The 21,894-nt window shown below is 62.2% G+C and carries 21 protein-coding genes; 4 read left to right on the plus strand and 17 right to left on the minus strand.

The features are described from left to right. Positions 1 to 24 precede the first annotated feature (24 nt). Entirely contained in the window at positions 25 to 396 is a 372-nt protein-coding gene (gene yajC / locus ACEK02_RS23600) for a preprotein translocase subunit YajC (RefSeq protein WP_149530498.1), read from the minus strand. Positions 397 to 588: 192 nt separating this feature from the next. Here yajC and ACEK02_RS23605 point away from each other — a divergent pair, with 192 nt between their 5' ends. Continuing rightward, on the plus strand, positions 589 to 1,572 hold the full coding sequence (locus ACEK02_RS23605; protein ID WP_371423969.1) for an ATP-binding protein: 984 nt from the start codon (positions 589 to 591) through the stop codon (positions 1,570 to 1,572). 82 nt (positions 1,573 to 1,654) lie between these two features. Here ACEK02_RS23605 and ACEK02_RS23610 read toward each other — a convergent pair whose 3' ends face one another. After that, positions 1,655 to 3,064 (minus strand): peptidoglycan DD-metalloendopeptidase family protein, encoded by a 1,410-nt coding sequence (locus ACEK02_RS23610; protein ID WP_371423970.1) that lies wholly within the window; start codon positions 3,062 to 3,064, stop codon positions 1,655 to 1,657. Between the two features lie 108 nt (positions 3,065 to 3,172). Beyond that, positions 3,173 to 3,823, minus strand: coding sequence for a protein-L-isoaspartate(D-aspartate) O-methyltransferase (locus ACEK02_RS23615; protein WP_371423971.1), 651 nt, complete (start codon positions 3,821 to 3,823; stop codon positions 3,173 to 3,175). A gap of 290 nt (positions 3,824 to 4,113) precedes the next feature. Between ACEK02_RS23615 and ACEK02_RS23620 the strand changes: the two genes are divergently transcribed. Next, the gene (locus tag ACEK02_RS23620; protein WP_089264477.1) at positions 4,114 to 4,491 is read left to right on the plus strand and encodes a response regulator; all 378 of its coding nucleotides are present in this window, start codon (positions 4,114 to 4,116) and stop codon (positions 4,489 to 4,491) included. A 27-nt stretch (positions 4,492 to 4,518) separates the two neighbouring features. Here ACEK02_RS23620 and surE read toward each other — a convergent pair whose 3' ends face one another. Continuing rightward, a complete protein-coding gene (surE, locus tag ACEK02_RS23625; protein ID WP_371423972.1) occupies positions 4,519 to 5,286 on the minus strand; it encodes a 5'/3'-nucleotidase SurE in 768 nt (255 codons plus the stop codon). A gap of 291 nt (positions 5,287 to 5,577) precedes the next feature. Between surE and ACEK02_RS23630 the strand changes: the two genes are divergently transcribed. Further along, positions 5,578 to 6,045, plus strand: a complete 468-nt coding sequence (locus tag ACEK02_RS23630) for a hypothetical protein (RefSeq protein WP_371423973.1) — start codon at positions 5,578 to 5,580, stop codon at positions 6,043 to 6,045. A 22-nt stretch (positions 6,046 to 6,067) separates the two neighbouring features. Here the strand turns inward: ACEK02_RS23630 and serS are convergent, their stop codons facing one another. The 11 genes from serS to ACEK02_RS23685 form a co-directional block, all read right to left on the minus strand. After that, complete coding sequence (serS, locus tag ACEK02_RS23635; protein WP_371423974.1) at positions 6,068 to 7,372, minus strand: serine--tRNA ligase; 1,305 nt, start codon at positions 7,370 to 7,372, stop codon at positions 6,068 to 6,070. A gap of 72 nt (positions 7,373 to 7,444) precedes the next feature. Then, complete coding sequence (locus ACEK02_RS23640) at positions 7,445 to 7,738, minus strand: hypothetical protein (RefSeq protein ID WP_371423975.1); 294 nt, start codon at positions 7,736 to 7,738, stop codon at positions 7,445 to 7,447. A gap of 67 nt (positions 7,739 to 7,805) precedes the next feature. After that, positions 7,806 to 8,618 (minus strand): twin-arginine translocase subunit TatC, encoded by an 813-nt coding sequence (gene tatC / locus ACEK02_RS23645; protein WP_371423976.1) that lies wholly within the window; start codon positions 8,616 to 8,618, stop codon positions 7,806 to 7,808. Next, the gene (tatB, locus tag ACEK02_RS23650) at positions 8,615 to 9,151 is read right to left on the minus strand and encodes a Sec-independent protein translocase protein TatB (protein ID WP_371423977.1); all 537 of its coding nucleotides are present in this window, start codon (positions 9,149 to 9,151) and stop codon (positions 8,615 to 8,617) included. Before tatB ends, tatC begins: the two co-directional genes overlap by 4 nt. Positions 9,152 to 9,235: 84 nt before the next feature. Continuing rightward, positions 9,236 to 9,475 carry a twin-arginine translocase TatA/TatE family subunit gene (locus ACEK02_RS23655; protein ID WP_092142544.1) on the minus strand — a complete coding sequence of 80 codons (240 nt, stop codon included), beginning with the start codon at positions 9,473 to 9,475 and terminating at the stop codon, positions 9,236 to 9,238. Between the two features lie 141 nt (positions 9,476 to 9,616). Then, complete coding sequence (gene scpB, locus ACEK02_RS23660) at positions 9,617 to 10,765, minus strand: SMC-Scp complex subunit ScpB (protein WP_371423978.1); 1,149 nt, start codon at positions 10,763 to 10,765, stop codon at positions 9,617 to 9,619. A 21-nt stretch (positions 10,766 to 10,786) separates the two neighbouring features. After that, entirely contained in the window at positions 10,787 to 11,614 is an 828-nt protein-coding gene (locus ACEK02_RS23665; protein WP_371423979.1) for a ScpA family protein, read from the minus strand. After that, the gene (gene nagZ, locus ACEK02_RS23670; protein WP_371423980.1) at positions 11,611 to 12,636 is read right to left on the minus strand and encodes a beta-N-acetylhexosaminidase; all 1,026 of its coding nucleotides are present in this window, start codon (positions 12,634 to 12,636) and stop codon (positions 11,611 to 11,613) included. The genes ACEK02_RS23665 and nagZ overlap by 4 nt, the downstream gene beginning before the upstream one ends. Positions 12,637 to 12,682: 46 nt before the next feature. Next, positions 12,683 to 14,158, minus strand: a complete 1,476-nt coding sequence (locus tag ACEK02_RS23675; protein ID WP_371423981.1) for an SPOR domain-containing protein — start codon at positions 14,156 to 14,158, stop codon at positions 12,683 to 12,685. A gap of 105 nt (positions 14,159 to 14,263) precedes the next feature. Next, complete coding sequence (gene argS, locus ACEK02_RS23680; protein WP_371423982.1) at positions 14,264 to 16,057, minus strand: arginine--tRNA ligase; 1,794 nt, start codon at positions 16,055 to 16,057, stop codon at positions 14,264 to 14,266. 166 nt (positions 16,058 to 16,223) lie between these two features. Further along, complete coding sequence (locus ACEK02_RS23685) at positions 16,224 to 17,438, minus strand: deoxyguanosinetriphosphate triphosphohydrolase (RefSeq protein ID WP_371423983.1); 1,215 nt, start codon at positions 17,436 to 17,438, stop codon at positions 16,224 to 16,226. Positions 17,439 to 17,536: 98 nt separating this feature from the next. On the opposite strand from ACEK02_RS23685, the gene erpA reads away from it, so the two are divergent. Continuing rightward, positions 17,537 to 17,884 carry an iron-sulfur cluster insertion protein ErpA gene (gene erpA, locus ACEK02_RS23690; RefSeq protein ID WP_371423984.1) on the plus strand — a complete coding sequence of 116 codons (348 nt, stop codon included), beginning with the start codon at positions 17,537 to 17,539 and terminating at the stop codon, positions 17,882 to 17,884. Positions 17,885 to 17,910: 26 nt separating this feature from the next. Here erpA and ACEK02_RS23695 read toward each other — a convergent pair whose 3' ends face one another. Both ACEK02_RS23695 and ACEK02_RS23700 read right to left on the minus strand, forming a co-directional pair. Next, entirely contained in the window at positions 17,911 to 18,753 is an 843-nt protein-coding gene (locus tag ACEK02_RS23695) for an amidohydrolase family protein (protein WP_371423985.1), read from the minus strand. Positions 18,754 to 18,763: 10 nt separating this feature from the next. Continuing rightward, positions 18,764 to 21,892, minus strand: a complete 3,129-nt coding sequence (locus ACEK02_RS23700; protein ID WP_371423986.1) for an efflux RND transporter permease subunit — start codon at positions 21,890 to 21,892, stop codon at positions 18,764 to 18,766. Positions 21,893 to 21,894 lie beyond the last annotated feature (2 nt).

The raw sequence follows: 21,894 nt of genomic DNA on the forward strand, positions 1-21,894 counted from the left end.
TTGAAATGGCGACGCGGAGACGCGTCAGCTCGCGGTCGAGTCGTCCTTGGCCTCGGACTTGTCCGCCTTCTCCTTGGCGGGCTCACCCTTGGTGCGCACACCCGAGATCATCGTACGGAGCTGGCGCACACGAACGCCTTCGGCGAGTTCGAATTCGACCTGCTCGTCATCGACCACCTTGGTGACCTTGCCGACCAGACCGCCCGAAGTGACGATGGTGTCGCCGCGGCGGATGTTCTTCACCATCTCGGCGTGGTCCTTCACCTTCTTCTGCTGCGGACGCAGGATCAGGAAATACATGATCACGAAGATCAGCGCGAACGGCAGCAGTGACATCAGCATGCTGTTGGTGTCGCCGCCGGCTGCAGCCTGGGCAAACGCAGGAGTAATAAACATCGGAAGTCCTCGTGAACGCTGGGGAATAACCGGCGACGCGTCGGCGTTCGGCCGGTTCGGGCAAATTCGCGCGGACTATAGCGGCCGGCGTCCCAATTGCAACGCCGGTAAACCCACTGATTTGTCTGCGATTTGTACCGCTTGCGGATGTGTTCCGGGCTCGATATGGGTGCGCGCCGAGGAAAGTCGAAAATGTCAAAAAAGCCCAATAAAACAAGCCGCCGCCCCGCCCAAAAGGCCCCCGCGACCCGCACGTTAAAGACTGTCCGCACGACCGCGGCAAAACGTCCGCGACCAGCCGCCGCCCCCCGGATCGACGAACGGATAGCGCTCGCCCTCGAAACCATTGCCGCGGGCATGGCCGCCGCGGCGCCGAAGCGCTCCAATGCCGATTCTCTGGCCAGTGCCGACGCCTTCATCTGGCATCCCGACGGCCGCCTTGCGCCGGTGCCCAAGGTTAGCCGGGTCGATATCGGCCTGCTGCAGGGCATCAACCAGCAGGTCGATACCCTGATCGAGAACACCCGGCGCTTCGCCAACGGCCTGCCCGCCAATAATGCGCTGCTGTGGGGCGCGCGCGGAATGGGCAAGTCGTCGCTGGTCAAGGCCGCCCACGCCTCGGTCAATGCCAGCAAATCCGTCGCCGGCCGCCTCAAGCTGGTCGAGATCCATCGCGAGGACATCGAAAGCCTGCCCGCGCTGATGGAACAGATCCGCGCCTCGGACTTCTATTTCATCGTGTTCTGCGACGATCTCTCCTTCGACGGCAATGACGCCTCCTACAAGTCGCTCAAGGCCGTGCTCGAAGGCGGCATCGAAGGCCGGCCGGACAACGTGATCCTCTATGCGACCTCGAACCGCCGCCATCTGCTGGCGCGCGAGATGATCGAGAACGAACGCTCGACCGCGATCAATCCCGGCGAAGCCGTCGAGGAAAAGGTGTCGCTGTCGGATCGTTTCGGCTTGTGGCTCGGCTTCCATAAATGCAGCCAGGACGAATATCTCGACATGGTCCGCGGCTATTGCAGCCACTACGGTATCAAGACCGATGCTGCCGGGCTGGAACGCGACGCGTTGGAATGGTCGACCACCCGCGGCTCGCGATCCGGCCGTGTCGCCTGGCAGTTCGTGCAGGAACTCGCCGGCCGCCTCGGCGTGAAGCTGACGACGAAATAACAATCGACTACGCGTCAAACAAAAAGGCGCCGCCTCAGTGAGGCGGCGCCTTTTTGTTGCAACTTCGCTGAGCCAAAAGCGCTTACGCTCCGTTGAGGAACTGCAGCGGATCGACCGGCGACGATCCCTTGCGGATCTCGAAGTGAAGCTGCGGCGAAGTCACTTCACCGGACTGGCCGGACTTGCCGATCACCTGACCGCGCTTGATGGTCTCGCCACGCTTCACCATCAGCTCACTCGCATGGGCATATGCGGTGACGTAGCCGTTGGAGTGACGAACGAGGACCAGATTGCCGTAACCCTTCAGCTCGTTGCCGGAATAGGCAACGACGCCATCTTCGGCGGCCTTGATCGGCGTGCCTTCGGGCACGGCGACGTTGATGCCGTCATTGGACTTGCCATTGGTCTTGGCGCCGTAGCCTGTGACCACGCGGCCACGCACCGGCCAACGGAACGTCGGCAAAGCGCCGGTTGCGTCAGCGGCTTTAGTCGGCGATTCCGGCGTGGCTTCTTCGGGCGTGGTCGTCGCACTTGCGAGACGCGCCTTTTGTGCGGGTTCGGTCGCAGCAACACGAGTCGCCGGCGCGGTCGTGACAGCGCCGGCAGGCGCCGCGGCAACGGCTGCCGGAGCCGGCGCAGCAAGCGGTGCTGCTGCGGGAGCAGCGGCAGCCATACGCGCAGCAGGCACAGTGATCTTGCTACCGAGCTTCAGCTGGGCAGTCGGCGCCAGGCCATTGGCGCGCGCGAGTTCGGCGACCGGCACGTTATTCCGGCGCGAGATGCTCATCAGCGTATCGCCGCGATTGACGAAATGGGTGGTCGATGTGCCGACGGCAGGTTTGCTCGGAGCAGCAGCGACTGCCGGAGCCGGCGCTGCGTTACCGTGGCGCGGAATGATCAGCGACTGGCCTGGCGACAGCGCGCGCGGCCCCTTGTAGCCATTGGCCTGCAGGATCGCAGCCGACGAGACGTTGTAGCGTTTCGCCAGACCATCGAGCGTATCGCTGGTGCCGACGATGATCGAGGTGCCGCCGTCGCGGGCAAGGCCGTTAGTTGCTGCAACCGAGCGCGGCGCCGTGGAGCCGGTGGTTTCGATCGGCGCACGCGCCGGCGGCGGCGTATACATACCGCTACCGCCCCCGCTGACGGGAGCAGCCGACGCAACTGGACGAGTTGTCGGATAGGACTGCGGTGCCGAGATCGGCGGCGGCAAAGCCTGAGATTGATACTGCGGCTGCGGATTATAGGCTGGGCGTTGATATTGCGGCAGCTCCTGGCGCTCGACCGGCGCACGTGGCGCTCGCTGCGGCACAGAGCCGGTGGTTTCGCCTTGCCAGCCAAAGCCACGGGACTGACCCGAGTCAAAACTTGGATTCTGAGATAGGCGCGTCTGCATGTCGGCGCTGCAGCCTGCAAAACCGATAGACATCAGCGCCAGCACCGCAACTTGCGGAGCGCGGCGCGAGCAAAGCAACTCGACAACGCTGGACATTGGTTACTCACTCATACGCAACAAACAACTGAATTGAGTAAACACCGTCTCCGTTACCAAGCCTTTAACCTTGCGACCAACACGTGACAGTCGCTCACGAACTTTTTTTCAGAGTTCGCGCGCGATGCCTGGAAGCGCCGGGACGAACCGCACGTCCACGAGGTCCTTTCGCTCCAATCCACCTCCGGTTTTGTGGATCCGGACCAAGGTCTGGACGCCATTGTGAGGACCGACCGGCGCAACCAGAATACCGTCCTCCGCAAGCCGATCGGTCAGCGCCACGGGCACCTCCTCCACGGCAGCGGTCACGATGATCCGGTCGAACGATCCCAGATTGGCAGCCGGGTTGAGGCCATCACCGAGCATGACCTCGATATTGTGGAGGCCGAGCGCCTCCAACCGGGTCCGGGCGGCATCGGCCAGCGTGCGATAACGCTCAATGCTAAGCACGTCGCGGACGAGTTTAGACAGGATCGCGGCCTGGTAGCCCGATCCCGTGCCGACCTCGAGCACACGGTGACCGGCATTCAATTGCAGCTGTTCGGTCATATAGGCCACCACGAAGGGCTGGCTGATGGTCTGACCGCAGGCAATGGCCAGGGCCGTATCCCGCCAGGCGTGGGCACGATCGTTCGGCTCGACGAAGCGATCACGCGGAATATCTTCCATTGCGCGCAGCACCAGCCGATCGCTGATCCCACGGCGCCGCAAACCGAGCTGAAACGCCATTTGTTCAGGCGGCTGCCCGACGGTAATCATGGAAATGCCTCACGCAGCACAGGTTAGAAACATGATCGATCTAGCAAAGATAGATTGACGTATTCTGCGATCGGAACCGGGACAGGCCAACGACAACCTTTATTGTTCCGCGCGCGGAACCAGCAACATACTAGCCCGTTATGGGCGGGGCGCTCACATCCGATTTCGCTCTATCTGGCACCGAACACGCAACATGCGTCTTGGGGTCACGAAAACGGCAATGCGTCGACATTGCGTTCAACCCGAGAATTTGCGATTTTGTTCAGAAGATTGGGGCAAGGAAACCGGCCATGACTGCAACGAACCCGCCGGGCGGCTCCGTCTTCCTTGTCGAAGACGAGGTCATGATCCGCATGATGGTCGCCGATATGCTCGAGGAACTCGGCTACAGCGTGGCCGCCGAAGCCGGTGACATCAACGAAGCGATCAAGCTGGCTGGTACTGCCAAGTTCGACATTGCGATCCTCGACGTCAACGTCAACGGCAAGGTGATTTCGCCGGTCGCCGAAGTGATCGCATCGCGCAACCGCCCGTTCATCTTCGCGACTGGCTACGGCGCCCAGGGCCTACCCGAAGAATTCCGCGACCGCCCAACGCTGCAGAAGCCGTTCCAGATGGAAACGCTGGCACAGGTGCTGTCCACGACGCTCAAGGGCGTCGCGGTCTAGGCGACCCCACTCGCCTATCTCGAAATCTCAGCCCATCGCCTTGGTCAGCGCTTCGGAGAATTCATCGTCCGTGCGATCAAGACGCAGCGGGGTAACCGAGACATAGCGCGCAGCAAGGGCTGCGAGATCGGTGCCCTCCAGCGGGGCTTCCGCGGCGACGATGCGTTCGAAACCGATCCAGAAATACGGATTGTTGCGGCCATCGCGCCGCTCATCGACGCGCAGAAAGCCCTGATTGCGCTTGCCCTGCCGCGTGACGACGACGCCCTTCACCTCGTCGGCCGCGCAGGCCGGGAAGTTGACGTTGATCACCGTGTTCTTTGGCACGCCCGCCTTGATGACCTTGCGAAGCACGTCCGGCCCGTATTTCAACGCGGTCTCCCATTGCGGGTTGTGACGCGTTTCCATCGAGAATTCCTGGCTCAGCGCGACCGACGGGAAACCGAGGATGGTACCTTCGAGCGCGCCGGCTATGGTGCCGGAATAGACGACATCTTCGGCGACGTTGCGGCCCTTGTTGACGCCCGACAGCACTAGGTCAGGTTGCTGATCCTTGAGGATGTGCCGCGCGCCCATGATCACGCAGTCAGTCGGCGTGCCGCGCACGGCATAGTGCCGGGGGCCGACTTCGCGCAGGCGCAGCGGATCGTTCAGCGACAATGAATGCGACACACCGGACTGATCGAGTTCGGGCGCCACCACCCAGACGTCATCCGACAATTCCTTGGCGATCTGCTCGATGATCTTCAGGCCGGGGGCGTGAATGCCGTCGTCATTGGTGCAGAGAATGCGCATTCGTGAGGTGCCTTTTCGATCGGGAGGGCCGCTGGCCGGCATCGGTTTTTGCCAGCATGTGCCCCCTTTTGCCACCCCCATTTTGGGCGCCGCGCATGCGCTGCCGAGGCTGTCCCGAAGGCGATTTTTCCCGCGGGCCGGAACATTTCGACGTCGCCGGGATTTTTAGCTTAGGTAGGTGAGTGCCAATTGCGTCAGAAGCATGCGCGCTCGACCCGGATGGCCTTGGTTGTAGCGCGCCATAGGACGACGGAGATGGCGAGACAGCTTGAACGGGTGTTGATCATCGGATTGCCGGCGATCGCGGTTGTCGGTCTGACGGGGTGGCTGCTGCTTCCCAGATGGGCCGAGACCAAGCCCGATCTCACCCTCAATACGGCGGTAGTGGCAACAATGCCTGACGAACTGAGTGAAGAAGACTTTGCCAATCCCACGCCGTCGCAACTCGTCAGCGTCCCCGACGCCGCAGAACTCAACCGTCTCAGCCTGACCCGCCAATCGTTTCGCCGCGGTGGTTTCGGCTCCCGGGCACTGATGACTTTCACCGTCCGCAACGCCAATGATTATCCGGTCAAGGACCTCGAAATCGCCTGTGCCTTCCGCAGCCGGGATGGTCGCTATGTGACGGAACGCCGCCGCGTTATCGCGGAGACCGTCAGCATGAAAAGCCGTAAGGCGTTTCCGATGACGCATATGGGCTTTGTCAACATAAAAGCCGAGAAAGCCAAATGCGCGTTGGTGACCGCCAGCCGCGCCTGAACGCGGCTGGCCGTGACGTGGTCTAGCCGGCCTGCACCACCTTGAGGCCGCCCATATAGGGCTGCAGCACATCCGGAACGGCAATCGAGCCGTCTTCCTGCTGATAGTTTTCCATCACGGCGATCAGCGCACGACCAACGGCCGTGCCTGAGCCATTTAGCGTGTGTACGAAGCGCGGCTTGCCGTCCGGTCCACGCGAACGCGCATCCATGCGACGCGCCTGGAAATCGCCGCACACCGAGCAGGATGAAATCTCGCGATAGGCACCGCCCTCGCCCTGGCCCGGCATCCAGACCTCGATGTCGTAGGTCTTCTGCGCTGCGAATCCCATATCGCCGGTGCACAGCGTCATCACGCGGTAATGCAGGCCAAGCCGGCGCAGCACTTCCTCGGCGCAGGACAGCATGCGCTCGTGCTCATTCTTACTCTCTTCGGGCGTAGTGATCGAGACCAGCTCGACCTTGGTGAACTGATGCTGACGGATCATGCCCCGCGTATCACGACCCGCTGCGCCGGCTTCTGCACGGAAACACGGCGTCAGCGCCGTCATGCGTAGTGGCAGTTCCTTTTCGTCGAGGATGGATTCACGGACGAGGTTGGTGAGCGGGACTTCGGCGGTCGGGATCAGCCAATAACCCTGTCCCTCATTGCCGATCGCACCGGCAGCGAATTGATCATCGCGAAACTTCGGGAGCTGCGCGGTGCCAAACATCGCATCGTCGCGAACCAGAAGCGGTGGGTTCACTTCCGTGTAGCCATGCTCATTCGTATGCAAATCGAGCATGAACTGCCCGATGGCACGCTCCAGCCGTGCAAGGCCCTTCTTCAGCACGACGAAGCGTGCGCCCGAGAGTTTGGCCGCAGCCTCGAAATCCATGAAGCCCATGGCTTCGCCAATATCGTAATGCGCCTTTGGCGTGAACGCGTAGTTGCGCTTGGCGCCGAAGTGATGGCGCTCGACATTGCCATGTTCATCGACGCCTTCCGGCACTTCGTCGAGCGGCAGGTTTGGAATTTCGGCAAGCGCAACCTTGAGCTTATCCTCGGCGTCCTTCACCGCAGCTTCCATCGCGGGCATCGTGGTCTTGAGCTCGGTGACCTCGGCCATCAACGCATTGGCGCGCGTCTCATCCTTGTTCTTCTTGGCTTCGCCGATTTCCTTTGACGCCGCGTTGCGACGAGCTTGCGCCTGCTCGGACGCAAGGATCGCAGTCCGGCGCGCCTCGTCGATCGTCAGCAACGATACCGACAGCGGCGCCAGTCCCCGCCGCTTCAGCGCAGCGTCGAATGCCTCGGGATTGTCGCGGATCGATTTGATGTCGTGCATGGCGGGATTCCTGAGCGAAAGCGGCCCTGAGTACCCCGAATAGCTGACATTTGGAACATCAAATGGCAGGCGTCACTTGGCAAAGAAACCGAGGACGGCCAACGCGTAGAAGATAAAACTCGCAATGATGATACCGCCGACACGCACGGTAATTTGCTGGGTCATCCTGTCTACAGCACCCTTCAAATCAACATCCGTCGCCGGCAGGTCCGACTTTGACGCCAGCAATTCGAAAGTTGAGATGGAGGCAGGAACGATGAAATCGCGGGCTGCCTCGGCATGAGCTTCGGCCTGCCCAACTGGAACGCCTGCTTCACGGAGACGCTTGGCATAGCTCAGAGTATCAAATGCAAAGGCCACGACCATCTCCCCTGCAACCCGAGATACAACCAAAGATAGATTTGTCGTTTCTGAGTTGCAAGGCGCCTTCGCCCTACTCCGCTGGTGTCACGTCCGTGCCGGTCTCCGCAGCCTTGGCAGCAGCGGCCTTGGCAGCGTTCTTCTCGACGATGCTGACGGCAATGATCGAGCCCTCGTAGAGCACCAGCAGCGGGATCGCGAGGGAGGCCTGGCTGATCACGTCGGGCGGCGTCAGCACCGCGGCGATGACGAAGGCGATGACGATGAAGTAGCGGCGCTTCTCGCGCAGCTGCTTCGACGTGAGGATGCCGATGCGGCCAAGCAGTGTCAGGATGACGGGGAGCTGGAAGGCGATGCCGAAGGCAAAGATCAGCGACATCATTAGTGAGAGATATTCGCCGACTTTCGGCAGCAGCTGGATCTGCGCGGTCTCGGAGCTCCCGGTCTGCTGCATGCCCAGCGAGAATCGGATCAGCATTGGCAGTACCAGGAAATACACCAGCAGCGAGCCCAGCGCGAAGAAGAACGGCGTAGCGATCAGATATGGCAGGAACGCGCCGCGCTCGTGCTTGTAGAGGCCGGGTGCCACGAACATGTAGACCTGCGCGGCAATGATCGGGAATGAGATGAAACCAGCGCCGAACATCGCCAGCTTCAGCTGGGTCAGAAAGTATTCCAGCAGCGCCGTGTAGATGAATTTCGAGTTCTCGGGGCCGGCGACCCAGACGAACGGCCAGACCAGCACGTTGTAAATCTGCTTGGCGAAGAAGAAGCAAAAGATAAAGGCCACGGCAAATGCGAGCAGCGCCTTGATCAGCCGGGACCGCAGCTCGATCAGGTGGTCCATCAAGGGGGCCTTGGAGGCTTCGATATCTTCGGCACTCATGACGCTTTGGCGTCCTTCAGAACGTCGGGATTGGCCGCGTCGGGGGCGGCTGCGCCATCATTGGCGGCAGCGTGTGTATCGACCGGCGACGGCTGAACTTCCCGGGTAATGGCCAGCGGCTCGTTCACGGCCATTTCCTGCGCATGCGTCTCGGCCTCAACGAAGGTCTCGGGCGTCGGCGGCTCCGGCGTGGTGGGCCCGGCCGGCGGCGTATCGAGATTGTCGACCTTGTCGATGGTCATATCGACTGAAGAATTGGTGTCGCTGACGTCCTTGGTCAGCGACGCCATGATGTTATTGGTGGTGAAGCCGGAGGCGGCATCCTTGACGTCGTCGAAGGCCTTCTTGACGTCGGCCATTTCGGCTTCGCGCATCGCCTCGTTGAACTGGCCCTGGAATTCCGAGGCCATCCTGCGGGCCTTGCCCATCCACTGCCCGACCATGCGCAGCACGCCGGGCAATTCCTTCGGGCCGATGGCGATCAGCGCGACGACCGCGATGACGACCAGTTCACTCCACCCGATGTCGAACATGTAAAATTCCGCTCACGCGGGGCTTGATGCGCCCGCGTCTCCTTCAATGGCTTCCTCGACCCTCAGGACAATTCCCTCGGGATCTCAGACAGCCTTGCTGCCCACGTCCGTACGGTTGGCGGTCGGCGCCGGCGGGGTCTGGTCGATGGTGCGAACCGGCTCGGTCGGCTTGTCGGCTGGTTTGTCATCGTCGGCCATGCCCTTCTTGAAGGCCTTGATGCCCTGCGCAACGTCGCCCATCAGGTCGGAAATCTTGCCGCGCCCGAACAACAGCAGGACCACTCCGATCACGACGATCCAGTGCCAAATGCTGAGTGAACCCATCCTGCTAATCCTCCAAACACGCGGCCGGTCGCCCAGCCTGATCTGACCGGAACGTAGGCTGCGGGGGTGTCAAAAACAAGGACTTAACCCTCGTGGAATCGCGGATGTCGCGGCGCAATGCCGCGAGCGTTAATGCCGCGATCAGCCCTTGTGGTCGTCGTCCTGGTCGGTTGCGTCCGGCTCGGCGTCATCCGGCTCATCTTCGTCCTGATCGTCCTCGTCGGAGTCATCGTCTTCAGCGTCGTCCGAATCTTCCGCATCGTCGTCGAGTTCGGCAGTTTCGGGCTCTGCGGTTTCGTCTTCGTCCGACTCGTCCTCTGCGACCTCGGCCGTTTCGGCTTCGGTCTCGTCCTGCTCGGGCGCGATCACGTCCAGATCACCGGTTTCGAGTTCCGCGACTTCGGCCACGTCGGCCTCAGGCTCGACGACATCCGCCGTCTCGGTCAATTCGGCCACTTCGGCGAATTCAGCCACCTCGACGAATTCAGCCTTGGCCTCGGCAAATGCCTGGGCCTCACCAGCGAATTCGACGGCGCCGGCCTCCGGTTCCTTGATCTGCAGTTCCGGGAATTCCGGATCGGGCGCCGACAGCGCCAGTTCCAGCTCGCCCCCCTCCAACGGATCCTCGTCCTCGCGAAGCGTCGGATCGTCGGACGGATTGGGCACGCTGAAGCCGGATGGCAGACGCGAGTCCAGCAAGCCTGTGCCCTTGAGTTCCTCGAGACCGGGCAAATCGCCAAGCGCCTCCAGGCTGAACTGCGACAGGAAGCTCTCGGTCGTGCCGAAGGTCAGCGGCCGGCCCGGCGTCTTGCGACGGCCGCGCGGCTTGATCCAGCCCGTTTCCAGCAGCACATCGAGGGTGCCCTTGGAGGTGATGACGCCGCGAATATCTTCGATCTCGGCGCGCGTCACCGGCTGATGATAGGCGACGATGGCGAGCACTTCGATGGCCGCACGCGACAGCTTGCGGGTCTCGGTGGTCTCGCGGGTCATCAACCAGGACAGGTCGCCGGCGGTGCGGAACGTCCACTTGTTGGCGACACGGACCAGATTGACGCCACGCATGGCGTAATCGGCCTGCAAACGGGCCAGCGCCGCCTTGATGTCGACGCCATCCGGCATGCGCTTGGCCAGCGCCGACTGGTCGAGCGGTTCGGTGGACGCAAACAGCAGCGCTTCAAGCAGGCGCAATTCTTCGGGGCGTGCCTCCGACTGGACCTCGGATTGTCCCTCGGACTGCACGATCTGATCCTCGACATCGTCGATGCGTTTCTCGGCGAGGCTTGCCATGTCTGGATCTCCTTCTTCCACTTACTCGGCCGGAACTTCCGGCCCCACCTGCACAGGCTGGGCGATGTGCTTGCGGAAATACAAAGGCGCGAATGCTTCTTTCTGGCTGAGGTCGAGCGTGCCCTCACGGACCAGTTCGAGCGCAGCCGCAAAACTCGAGGCCATCACCGTCGCGCGCTGCGCGGGGTCAGCGACGTAAGCCAGCAGATATTCGTCGAGACGGCTCCAATCCTCGGCCATGCCGACCAGCCGCTCCAGCGACGCACGCGCTTCGCTCAGCGACCAGACTGTGCGCTTGGCCAGATGCACGCGCGTCAGTACGCGGGCCTGACGCTGGGTCGCATAGGCCGACAACAGGTCATAGAGCGTTGCCGTGAAGCGCGGATGCTTGATCTCGGCGATTCCCTCGGCAAGGCCGCGCGGGAAGATATCGCGATTGAGCTGCGGACGGGTCATGAGTCGGTTCGACGCTTCGCGGATCGCTTCAAGCCGGCGCAGGCGATTGGCCAGTGCGGTCGCCATATCCTCAGCGCTCGGGCCCTCGCCCGGCACGGTGGTGTCCGGCAACAGCAGACGCGACTTCAGGAACGCCAGCCACGCCGCCATCACCAGATAGTCGGCGGCGAGTTCCAGACGGATCTTCCGGGCCGCTTCGATGAACAGCAGATATTGGTCGGCCAGCGCCAGAATCGAAATCTTGTGCAGATCGACCTTCTGCTGCCGTGCAAGCGCGAGCAGCAAATCGAGCGGGCCTTCATAGCCTTCGACGTCGACGACCAGCGCCGGCTCGTCGTCGGGAACAGCCTCGGCCGGCAGTCCAGTTTCAAACGACAAAATCTCAGCGCTCATGCACTTGCTCCTGCTCGAGCGATCAAGGCGTCCAGTTCCGCGCGTCCGGCCGCGCGGTCGAATGGCTGCGGCTGGCGGCGGGCAGCAACGGCAGCCTGCGCGCGCTCGAGCGCCTTGCCCGCCAGAACCGGGGTCTCGCTGACAACGTCGCGCATCTCGTCCAGCTTGCCGTTGCAATGCAGGACCATGTCGCATCCGGCACTGACGATCGCCCGCGTCCGTTCCGCGATTGATCCCGCCAAGGCGTTCATGGACACGTCATCACTCATCAACAAACCCTGGAACCCGATACTGCCGCGAATCACCTGCTCAATGATTGTCGCAGAAGTCGTGGCCGGCTGGGTGGCATCCAGAGCGCTAAACACAACATGTGCAGTCATCGCCATCGGCAGGTCAGAAAGCGGACGAAACGCTTCAAAATCAGAAGCTTCGAGCTCACTCTTCGAGTTATCCACGATCGGCAATTTGAAATGAGTATCGGCGGTGGCCCGGCCATGGCCGGGAATGTGTTTCAGGACCGGTAGAATGCCACCCTGCGACAGACCTTCGGTCACGGCCCGAGCGATGATCGCGACCTTGCCGGGCTCGGTGCCGTAGGCGCGATTGCCGATCACGGCATCGGCGCCTGCCACGGGAACGTCCGCTAGCGGCAGGCAGTCCACGGTGATGCCGAGGTCCACAAGGTCACTCGCAATGAGCCGTGAACTCAGCCAGGCCGCTCTGAGGCCCGCCTCCGGATCAGCATCGTAGAGTGCGCCGAACAGGGCGCCGGGCGGATAGACCGGCCAATGCGGCGGTCCCAGACGCTGCACACGGCCACCTTCCTGATCGATCAGGACCGGCGCATCCATGTCTCCGGTCGCCCCGCGCATTTCCTCCACAAGCCGAGCCACTTGGACTGGATGATCAATATTACGCTTGAAGAGGATAAAGCCCCATGGTCGCTCGGCGCGCAGAAATGCGCGCTCTTCAGCGGTCAGTTCCAGCCCAGATACACCGGTGATGAATGCGCGTGTGCTCATGGGGCCGATTAGCCCCCATCAACGCCCAGGGTCAAGGAAACGGCCGTTAATTCCTTTGGACGACGCACTGTCCGCCAGCCGATTTCAGGTTCCCGCAGACCTGCGAGGCCTCATCCTGCGAACCGAACGGCCCGACCATGGCCCGATAATAGGTCCCCTTGTCGCCAAGGTCGGCCTTCTTGATCAACGGAGCCCGCGATCCCAGCACCGAGGGGAACTTGGCCTGCAGAGCCCGGAACGATGCCTGCGCATCGCCCTCCGACCGCTGGGACGAGACCTGGACTACATAGCCACCGGAGACTGCCGGAGCCGTTTGCTGGGTCGGGTTGGTCGAGGCCATCCGTGAAGGCGCCGGAGCAGCCGGAGGCGCGGCCTGCGGCGAGAGCGACATCGGGGCGTTGACCGATGCGTTGGCATTGGTCGCGCGCGGTGCCGCGACAGGTGCTGTTGCGGGCATCTGAGCCGGAGCTGCGATGCGGGCCGGCGCCTGACGCGCGGCCGGCGTGGTCCCGGCGTCGGACTGGTCGCCCTTGACAGCGAAGGTGCGGATCTTGCGCGGTTCGTCGCCGCCCTGCATTGCGCCGTTGCCGACCATGGGCTTGTTGCTTGGCGAGACACTGGCCGTGGATGGCGGGTTGGCGTTCTGGTTCAGCGGCGGAAACACCACGCGCGGACCAGCCTTGGTAGCGTCCTGCACGTTGACCGGCTGCTCTTCGCGCGACACCAGCCGCTCGGGGGCTGCGCCACCGAGACGATCCTGGATCGGCTTTCCATCAGCAGAGGCCGTTGCGGACGGCGCGACGATCTTGTTCGGACCAGGCTCGGCCTTGATCACCGGCGGCTCGCCGGTGCGCGACGATCCCATGAAGGAGCGATAGGCGAAGGCAGCGCCGGTACCGACAACGGCGAGCGCGAGCACGATCGCGACGGTCGCCATGCCACCGCGACGCTTCGGCGCTTCTTCCTGCTCGGCATAGCTATCCTGATAGGCGTAGGGGTCGTCCTGGTATTGACCGTCCTGCGGATGCTGGGCCTGCGCACCATCGGCGTGGCCATACAGGGCATCGTCGTAGCGATCGGGATCGGGGTGTTCGTGAGCCTGATCGTACTGACCGCGATAGTCGTGCGCCTGATGGTCCGCACGCGCGGCAAAGCCCGGCGCCTGATGATAATCGGCCTCCGACTCCGAGTGCTGCTGCTCCTGATGCTGAGCACCGTAACGCTGCACTGGATGAAGGCTCTCGAATTCCTGCTGCTGCGGCTCACGGGATGCCGCACGCTGCATCCACGGCGGCGGGCCGGGCTGCGCGGGTTCTTCCTCATATTCCGGCTCGTCCTGATAGGCCGATTCAGCCTGACGTGGCGCGGGCGCCGGACGGCTGTTACTGGCGAACGGGTCGGTTTGCCCGATCAGCCGCGCGAGTTCGGCGAGCGGATCGCCCTCGCCGTTCGTCCGCGATTGAGGGTCGCGGCCGTAATCGTCATCCGCTGGGAAAGGTCGGTTCTGGTATCGATTAGCCATTGTGATGTCGCATCCCCTTCGGGAAAGCCGCCAACCCGCTTTTCAAACGAAACAGCTGCTATCAAGAACCACCCACAGATCCCCATGTGAGCGGTCGTCCCCAATCTACCGCATCTCGCCCGGTGCGGTGACGCCGAGAACGGCGAGGCCCGAAGCCAGGACTGAGACGACGCTCTGGACGAGTGCCAATCGCGCTTTGGTAAGTTCTGCATCATTAGTGATAATGAAGCGTAAATGAGGCATATCGCGCCCGCGCGTCCAGAGCGCATGAAATTCGCTGGCGAGATCATACAGATAGAAAGCAATGCGGTGCGGCTCATGCGCCACGGCCGCGGATTCGATCATCCGTGGGTACAATGCTAACTGCCGCATCAGGCTCAACTCGGCAACATCGTCGAGCCGCTCCATCACCGCGTCTTCCAGATAGGTAATGCGCGCTCCGGTTTCCAGAGGCAGGTCGGTCAGCATCTCCCGCGCATTACGGAAGATCGAATGACCGCGGGCGTGACCGTACTGGACGTAGAAAACCGGGTTGTCCTTGGACTGCTCGATGACCTTGGCGAGGTCGAAATCCAGCACCGCATCGTTCTTGCGGAACAGCATCATGAAACGCACGGCGTCGGAACCGACCTCGTCGACCACTTCGCGCAAGGTGACGAAATCACCCGAGCGCTTCGACATCTTCACCGGCTCGCCGTTGCGCAGCAGTTTCACCAGCTGCACGATCTTGACGTCGAGCTCGGCCTTCCCTGCCGTCACCGCCTTGATCGCCGCCTGAACGCGCTTGATGTAGCCGCCGTGGTCGGCACCCCAGACATCGACCATATTGAGGAAACCGCGATCGAACTTGGTCTTATGGTAGGCGATGTCGGAGGCGAAATACGTGTAGCCGCCATCCGACTTCAGCAGCGGACGATCGACGTCGTCGCCATAGGCCGTAGCGCGGAACAGGGTCTGCTCACGGTCCTCATAGTCGTCGACAGGTTTCCCCTTCGGCGGCGGCAGCCGGCCGATATAGACGTCCCCCTTGGCGCGCAGGAATTCGATGGTTGCACCGACCATGTCGGTACCGCCATCGATCAGCGAACGCTCCGAAAAGAACACTTCGTGCGTGATGTTGAGCGCGGCGAGATCGCCGCGGATCATCTCCATCATCGTGGAAATGGCCTTTGGCCGCACGACCGGCAACCATTTGTCCTCGGTCATCTGGTTGAGCGCGTCGCCGTGCTCTTTCGCCAGCGCCTGCCCGACCGGGACCAGGTAGTCCCCTGGATAGAGCCCTTCCGGGATTTCACCGATGGTCTCGCCGAGAGCCTCGCGGTACCGCAGATGCGCCGAGCGCGCGAGGACGTCGACCTGTGCGCCGGCGTCGTTGATGTAGTATTCACGGGTGACGTCGTAGCCCGCCGTCGACAGCAGGCTCGCCAGCGCATCGCCGAACACGGCGCCGCGGCAATGGCCGACATGCATCGGACCGGTCGGATTGGCGGAGACATATTCGACATTCACCTTCTCGCCGGCGCCGACGAGGCTGCGGCCATAGGCATCCCCATCGCGTAGCACCGCGCGCAGCGCATTCGCCCATGCGCTGGTCTTCAAGGTGAGGTTGATGAAGCCCGGTCCGGCGACATCGACGGAAGTCACCAGTTCGTCCGTTCGCAGCTTCGCAGCAATCGCTTCGGCGAGGTCGCGCGGCTTGGCTTTGGCTTCCTTCGCCAGCACCATCGCGGCGTTGCTCGCCATGTCGCCATGCGACGCGTCCTTGGTCGGCTCCACCACAATGCGCGACAGATCGATGCCAGTCGGCAGGATGCCCTCGGTCGTAAGGGCATTGCAGATCGCATGAACACGCGTGAGCATATTGGCGAACAGATGCGGGGTCGGAGCGGATGTGGCCATGACTGTACAGGAACCGGAACTTGCGCCGGGACTGTTCCCGGCTGGATTGCGTCAAGGATGGATAGCGGTTTCGTATGCGTTCCGCTGCACTTGTTTGATTTCAAACAGATACAGACTTCTGGAAATCGCAAATTTCGTAGCCCCAAAAGGCACTTACAGGGATCGCCTAACGCAATTCGGGGGTCGAGTCAAAGAGCCGGATATGCTCGGTAATGGCAAACCGGTCGGTCATTCCGGCGATGAAATTGCCAATCCGGCGCGCCTGCTCGCCCTCTGATTCCGGCTCGGCACCCTCAGGCGGCAGCCATTCGGCCGGCAGAACCTCGGGCGAGCGCTGATAGCGCGCGAACAGATCAGTGACGAGACATTCGGCCTCGACCATCACCCGCATGACGCGTTCATGGCGATACATCCGCTGCCAGAGAAAGGCCTTGATCCCCGCCTCGGCCTCCGCCGCATCGGCGCGAAACGCGGCGAGCCTTCGGCCGCAGCGACGAATGTCCTCGGCGGACTCCGGCCGCAATGCGCCGAGTCGTTGCTCCGTCTCGCCGACGACTGCGCCGATCAGATATGAAATCAGCTCGCGCACCAGTTCGGCACCGCGCCGGCTCTCATCAAGGCCGGGATAGCGCCTGTCGATCTCGGCGATCATGCCTTGCGTCAGCGCCATTGCCTTGAGGTCATCGACGGTGAACAGACCGGCGCGCAGGCCGTCATCGATGTCATGGGCGTCATAGGCGATATCATCGGCAATTGCTGCGACCTGGGCCTCCAGCGACGCGAAACTCGACAGTTCCAGATCGAAGGTGCGGTCGTATTCGGTGATCCCGAACGGCACGCCGTGGGTGGCATAGCGTCCCACAGGCGCGCCTGACGCATCCGTCAGCGGCCCATTGTGTTTGACGATGCCTTCGAGGGTCTCCCAGGTCAGGTTAAGGCCGTCGAATTCCGGGTACCGATGCTCAAGCGACGTCACCAGGCGCAGGGTCTGGGCGTTGTGATCGAAGCCGCCATGAGCTTCGAGGCATGCATCGAGCGCCCGCTCACCGGCATGACCAAACGGTGGGTGGCCGATGTCATGGGCCAAGGCCAGCGTCTCGGTCAGGTCTTCGTCGAGGCCCAGTTGTCGGGCCACCGCGCGCGCAATCTGCGCCACTTCCAGCGTGTGGGTGAGCCTTGTGCGGTAATGATCGCCCTCATGGAACACAAAGACCTGGGTCTTGTGCTTGAGGCGCCGAAACGCGGTCGAATGGATGACCCGGTCGCAATCCCGGCGAAATGCGCTGCGGGTCCGGCTCGGAGCCTCGGAAAATAGCCGTCCGCGACTGCGATCGGGGTCGCAGGCATAGGGGGCGCGGGGAGCAGCCATTCCGACCGACACGGCGTGTTTATCCTTGATCCAATTGATTCCTGAGCCCGCCGCACTTAACTATGGGCAGCGGCAGATTCAAATGGTTCGAATCCAGCCCGGAGAGAGATATGACCGATACAGCAGTCACCGAGGCCCCCCTCACCGTCAGCGCGCGTGCTGCGCGCCGGATCGGCGAGATCCTCAAGACCGAAGGCGACGGCGCGATGCTCCGCGTGTCGGTCGAAGGCGGCGGTTGTTCCGGCTTCCAGTACAAGTTCGACGTCGAACGCGCCAAGGCGGAAGACGACATCCTGATTGAACGCGACAGCGCCGTGGTACTGGTCGACCCCTCCTCGGCGCCGTTTCTGGCCGGTTCCGAACTCGACTTTGTCGATGACCTGATCGGCGCTTCGTTCCGCGTGGTCAATCCGAATGCGACGGCGTCCTGCGGTTGCGGGACCAGCTTCTCGATCTGATTCCTCTTAGACTCGTCTAGATTGGCCTATTTCTCGGCGAACAGCGCCCGCGCATTGCCGTGCGCGATCTGCCTGGCGATATCAGGCGGCAACTGCGCCAGCCAGGCCCGATAGGCATCCATGATATCGCCATAGCTCGCCCAGCGTTCCGGCACCCAGGTGTCGGAGCCCAGCAGGAAGCGATCAGGGTAGCGTTCGAACAGCACCCGCCATTGCGGCGTCAATCTGCCTGCCCCGTCCACAATGCCGCTGCGGTAAGATAGCTCACCCCAGAGTTTCGGATATTTTGCCAGCATCGCTGCGACACGGTCCGGTGCAAGGCTGAAGCCGGTATGCGCCCATATGACCCGCGCGCGCGGATTGTGCCGCATCAGGATCTCCACGGCCTCGTCGTCAGCATGGGCATGCAGATAGAGATTGTTGGCGACGGCGAAGTCGACGGTCTTCTTGACCATCTCGGTATCGGCCGCCTTGCCGGTCAGATGGAATTCGCCGACGCCGCGATAATAGCCGCGCTTGAATTCCTCCTGCACCAGATCGAAGATCACCGGATCGTTGAACCAGCTACCGATATCGGCGCGGATACGATACGGCCGGATGAACGGCACAACCTGCAGATCGCCCGACTTGCCCTTCGCCTTGTCGTCCATCAGCACATGCGTGCCAGTGTTCGGGCGGCTGGTGGCGAGAACGCCGGTGACGCGGTTCTTCCTGAAAACCTCGAGCACCTCGTCGGGCTGATAATATGGCTTCGGCTCCCAGTTGTAATGCATATGGGCGTCGAAGATTTCGATCCGATCGTCGGCACATACCGGCGCAACAACGAGTGCGGCCAGCAAAGCGGACGCAGTAAGTGTTCTCACCAGCACTGAGACGTCCCTATTCCGCAGCTACGATGCGGGGACGATCGTCGTGCTCTTCGTCCTCGAGTTGCGGCTGCAGCTTGCGCTTCAGCTTGCGGTCGATGCGATCGAGATAGATGTAGATAACGGGGGTGATGAACAACGTCAGCAATTGCGAGACACACAGACCGCCGACCACGGCAACGCCGAGCGGCTGACGCAATTCGGCGCCGGCACCTGCACCAAGGGCGATCGGCAGCGTGCCGAAAATAGCCGCAAAAGTTGTCATCATGATCGGGCGGAAACGCAGCAGCGCGGCCTCGCGGATCGCGTGTTCGGCCGACAGGCCGACGCGGCGACGCTCCAGCGCAAAGTCGACCATCATGATGGCGTTCTTCTTGACGATGCCAACCAGCATCACGATGCCGATCATGGCGATGACCGACATCTCCATCTTGAACAGCATCAAGGTCAGGATGGCACCGATGCCGGCCGACGGCAGGCCGGAAATGATCGTGATCGGGTGGATGAAGCTCTCATAGAGAATGCCAAGGATCACGAAGGCCGCAAACACGGCAGCCAGGATCAGCACGCCCTGCCCGCGCAAAGAATCCTGGAATACTTGCGCAGTGCCCGAGAAGCCCGTGGCGATCGTGACCGGCAATTTGGCATCAGCCTCGATCTGCGTGATCTGATCGACCGCATACCCCAGCGAATAGCCCGGCACCAGGTTGAACGAGATTGTCACCGCCGGCTGCTGTCCCTGATGGTTGATCTGCAGCGGCCCAACCGTCGGCACAAGACGCGCGACCGCGCTCAGGGGAATGGTCTGGTTGTTCGACGTCTTCATGTAAAGCTTGGAGAGATCGCTCGGATCAATCCTGAACTGCGGCTGCGCTTCCAGGATGATCTGATAGTCGTTGGTCGGCATATAGATGGTGCCGACCTGACGCGAGCCGAATGCGTTGTAGAGCTGATTGCGAACCTGATCGACCGTGACGCCGTAGACTGCCGCCTTCTCGCGGTCGATATCGACCGTCATTTGCGGATTCTTGATATAAAGGTCGGTGGTCACATCGAGCAGACCCGGCACCTTGGCGATGCGATCACGCATCTCCGGCGATACGCGATATAGCGTGTCGGTATCGCTGCCCTGCAGGACATATTGATACTGGCTCTTCGACGGACGGCCGCCGATGTTCAGGTTCTGGATGCTCTGGAAAAAAGCTTGCAGGCCAGGAACGGCCAGCGACTTCTGCCGCAGCCGGGCCATCACCACCTGTGCCGGTTCACGTTCCTTCGCGGGCTTCAGCGCCACGAACAGGCGTCCATAATTGCCCGTCGCATTCGGGCCGCCGGAACCCACCGTGCTATTGATGTACTCGACCGCGGGATCCGTTTTCAGCAACGCGGCGAGCACCTGCTGACGCGCGGACATCGCTTCGAACGACGTATCGGTGGCCGCCTCGGTGATGCCGGTGAGGAAGCCGGTATCCTCCTGCGGGAAGAAACCCTTCGGCACGACCATATAGAGATAGACGGTGCCGCCGAGCGTCGCGAGGGTAACCACTAACATCAGCGCCTTGTGCGCCAACACATGGTCGAGCGCCCATTCGTAGCCGCGCAGCCAGGCCGCGAACATGCGCTCGAAACCACGCAGGATGAAGTTCTCCCTATGCTCGGGATCGTGGGCCTTGAGCACCCGCGCGCACAGCATCGGCGTCAGCGTCAGCGATACAAAGCCGGAGACGATGATCGCCACCGCGATCGTCACCGCGAATTCACGGAACACGCGGCCGACAATTCCGCCCATCAGCAGCACGGGAATGAACACCGCGATCAGCGAGAAGGTGATCGAAACGATGGTGAAGCCAATTTCGCGCGCGCCCTTCAGCGCCGCATCGAACGGCTTCATGCCGAGTTCGATGTGCCGGACGATGTTCTCCAGCATGACGATAGCGTCGTCGACCACGAAGCCGACGGACAGTGTCAACGCCAGCAGGGTCATGTTGTTGATGGAGTAGTCCAGCATATACATCGCAGCGCAGGTGCCGAAGATCGAGATCGGCACGGCCAGCGCCGGGATGAAGGTCGCGGAGGCCGAACGCAGGAACAGGAAGATGACGATGATCACCAGCACGACGGCGATCAGCAATGTCTCCTCGACGTCGGCGACGGCTTCGCGGACCGATACCGAGCGGTCCATCATCACATTGACTTCGACCGACGGCGGCAATTGCGCGCGCAGCGACGGCAGCTTGGCGCGGACGCCATCGACCACGGCAACCGTGTTGGCGTCGGGCTGTTTCTGGATTGCCAGTACGATGGCGCGCTCGCCATTCAGCCAGGTCGCGATCTTGTCGTTTTCGACGGCGTCATAGATCTTGGCGACTTCGTTCAGCTTGACCGGCGAGCCGTTGCGCCAGGCAACGACGACCTGGCCATAGTCGGCGGCCTTGGACATCTGGCCGGAGGCCTGCAGCGAAATGTCCTGCTTCGGTCCGTTCAGCGTTCCAACCGGCGTGGAGGAGTTGGCGCGCGACACCGCTGTGCGGATGTCTTCGAGCGACAGCCCGCGGGCCGCGGCAGCCTCCGGATCGGCCTGGACGCGAATGGCGAATTTCTGCGTGCCATAGATCAGCACCTGCGCCACGCCGGGGATCTGCGACAGCGCCTGTCCGATGGTGATATCGCCAAATTCATTGACGGCCGAGAGCGGCAGCGTCGATGAACTCAGCGCAATGAACAGCACCGGAAAGTCGCCGGGGTTCACCTTGCGGAAGCTCGGCGGGATGGTCATCTCGATCGGCAACCGGCGCTGCGCGATCGTCAGCGCAGTCTGCACGTCCAGCGCCGCGGCATCGATATTGCGATTGAGATCGAACTGAATGATGATCTGGGTCGTTCCCTGCGACGAGCTCGACGACATCGAGGAGATGCCGGCAATCGTCGACAGCTGGCGCTCAATAACACCCGCGACCGAGGCGGCCATCGTATCGGCACTGGCACCCGGCAGCGTCGCCGTCACCGCGATGGTCGGAAAATCCACCTTGGGGAGCGCCGACACCGGCAGCAGCCGGAAACCGAAAATGCCAAACGCGATAATCGTCGCCGTGATGAGCGTGGTCATCACGGGGCGACGGATGCAGAGCTCCGAAAGGGTCATGT

Source organism: Tardiphaga sp. (genome assembly GCF_041424195.1).
In the GTDB taxonomy this organism is placed as follows: domain Bacteria; phylum Pseudomonadota; class Alphaproteobacteria; order Rhizobiales; family Xanthobacteraceae; genus Tardiphaga.

Excerpts from the sequence above, each read along its gene's own strand:
- ACEK02_RS23605 (WP_371423969.1), top strand. The coding sequence starts at position 589 with ATGTCAAAAAAGCCCAATAAAACAAGCCGCCGCCCCGCCCAAAAGGCC.
- ACEK02_RS23640 (WP_371423975.1), bottom strand. The coding sequence starts at position 7,738 with ATGGTCGTGGCCTTTGCATTTGATACTCTGAGCTATGCCAAGCGTCTC.
- ACEK02_RS23620 (WP_089264477.1), top strand. The coding sequence starts at position 4,114 with ATGACTGCAACGAACCCGCCGGGCGGCTCCGTCTTCCTTGTCGAAGAC.
- nagZ (WP_371423980.1), bottom strand. The coding sequence starts at position 12,636 with ATGAGCACACGCGCATTCATCACCGGTGTATCTGGGCTGGAACTGACC.
- ACEK02_RS23700 (WP_371423986.1), bottom strand. The coding sequence starts at position 21,892 with ATGACCCTTTCGGAGCTCTGCATCCGTCGCCCCGTGATGACCACGCTC.
- tatC (WP_371423976.1), bottom strand. The coding sequence starts at position 8,618 with ATGAGTGCCGAAGATATCGAAGCCTCCAAGGCCCCCTTGATGGACCAC.
- ACEK02_RS23655 (WP_092142544.1), bottom strand. The coding sequence starts at position 9,475 with ATGGGTTCACTCAGCATTTGGCACTGGATCGTCGTGATCGGAGTGGTC.
- ACEK02_RS23665 (WP_371423979.1), bottom strand. The coding sequence starts at position 11,614 with ATGAGCGCTGAGATTTTGTCGTTTGAAACTGGACTGCCGGCCGAGGCT.
- scpB (WP_371423978.1), bottom strand. The coding sequence starts at position 10,765 with ATGGCAAGCCTCGCCGAGAAACGCATCGACGATGTCGAGGATCAGATC.
- argS (WP_371423982.1), bottom strand. The coding sequence starts at position 16,057 with ATGGCCACATCCGCTCCGACCCCGCATCTGTTCGCCAATATGCTCACG.
- serS (WP_371423974.1), bottom strand. The coding sequence starts at position 7,372 with ATGCACGACATCAAATCGATCCGCGACAATCCCGAGGCATTCGACGCT.
- ACEK02_RS23615 (WP_371423971.1), bottom strand. The coding sequence starts at position 3,823 with ATGATTACCGTCGGGCAGCCGCCTGAACAAATGGCGTTTCAGCTCGGT.
- erpA (WP_371423984.1), top strand. The coding sequence starts at position 17,537 with ATGACCGATACAGCAGTCACCGAGGCCCCCCTCACCGTCAGCGCGCGT.
- ACEK02_RS23610 (WP_371423970.1), bottom strand. The coding sequence starts at position 3,064 with ATGTCCAGCGTTGTCGAGTTGCTTTGCTCGCGCCGCGCTCCGCAAGTT.
- yajC (WP_149530498.1), bottom strand. The coding sequence starts at position 396 with ATGTTTATTACTCCTGCGTTTGCCCAGGCTGCAGCCGGCGGCGACACC.
- ACEK02_RS23675 (WP_371423981.1), bottom strand. The coding sequence starts at position 14,158 with ATGGCTAATCGATACCAGAACCGACCTTTCCCAGCGGATGACGATTAC.
- tatB (WP_371423977.1), bottom strand. The coding sequence starts at position 9,151 with ATGTTCGACATCGGGTGGAGTGAACTGGTCGTCATCGCGGTCGTCGCG.
- surE (WP_371423972.1), bottom strand. The coding sequence starts at position 5,286 with ATGCGCATTCTCTGCACCAATGACGACGGCATTCACGCCCCCGGCCTG.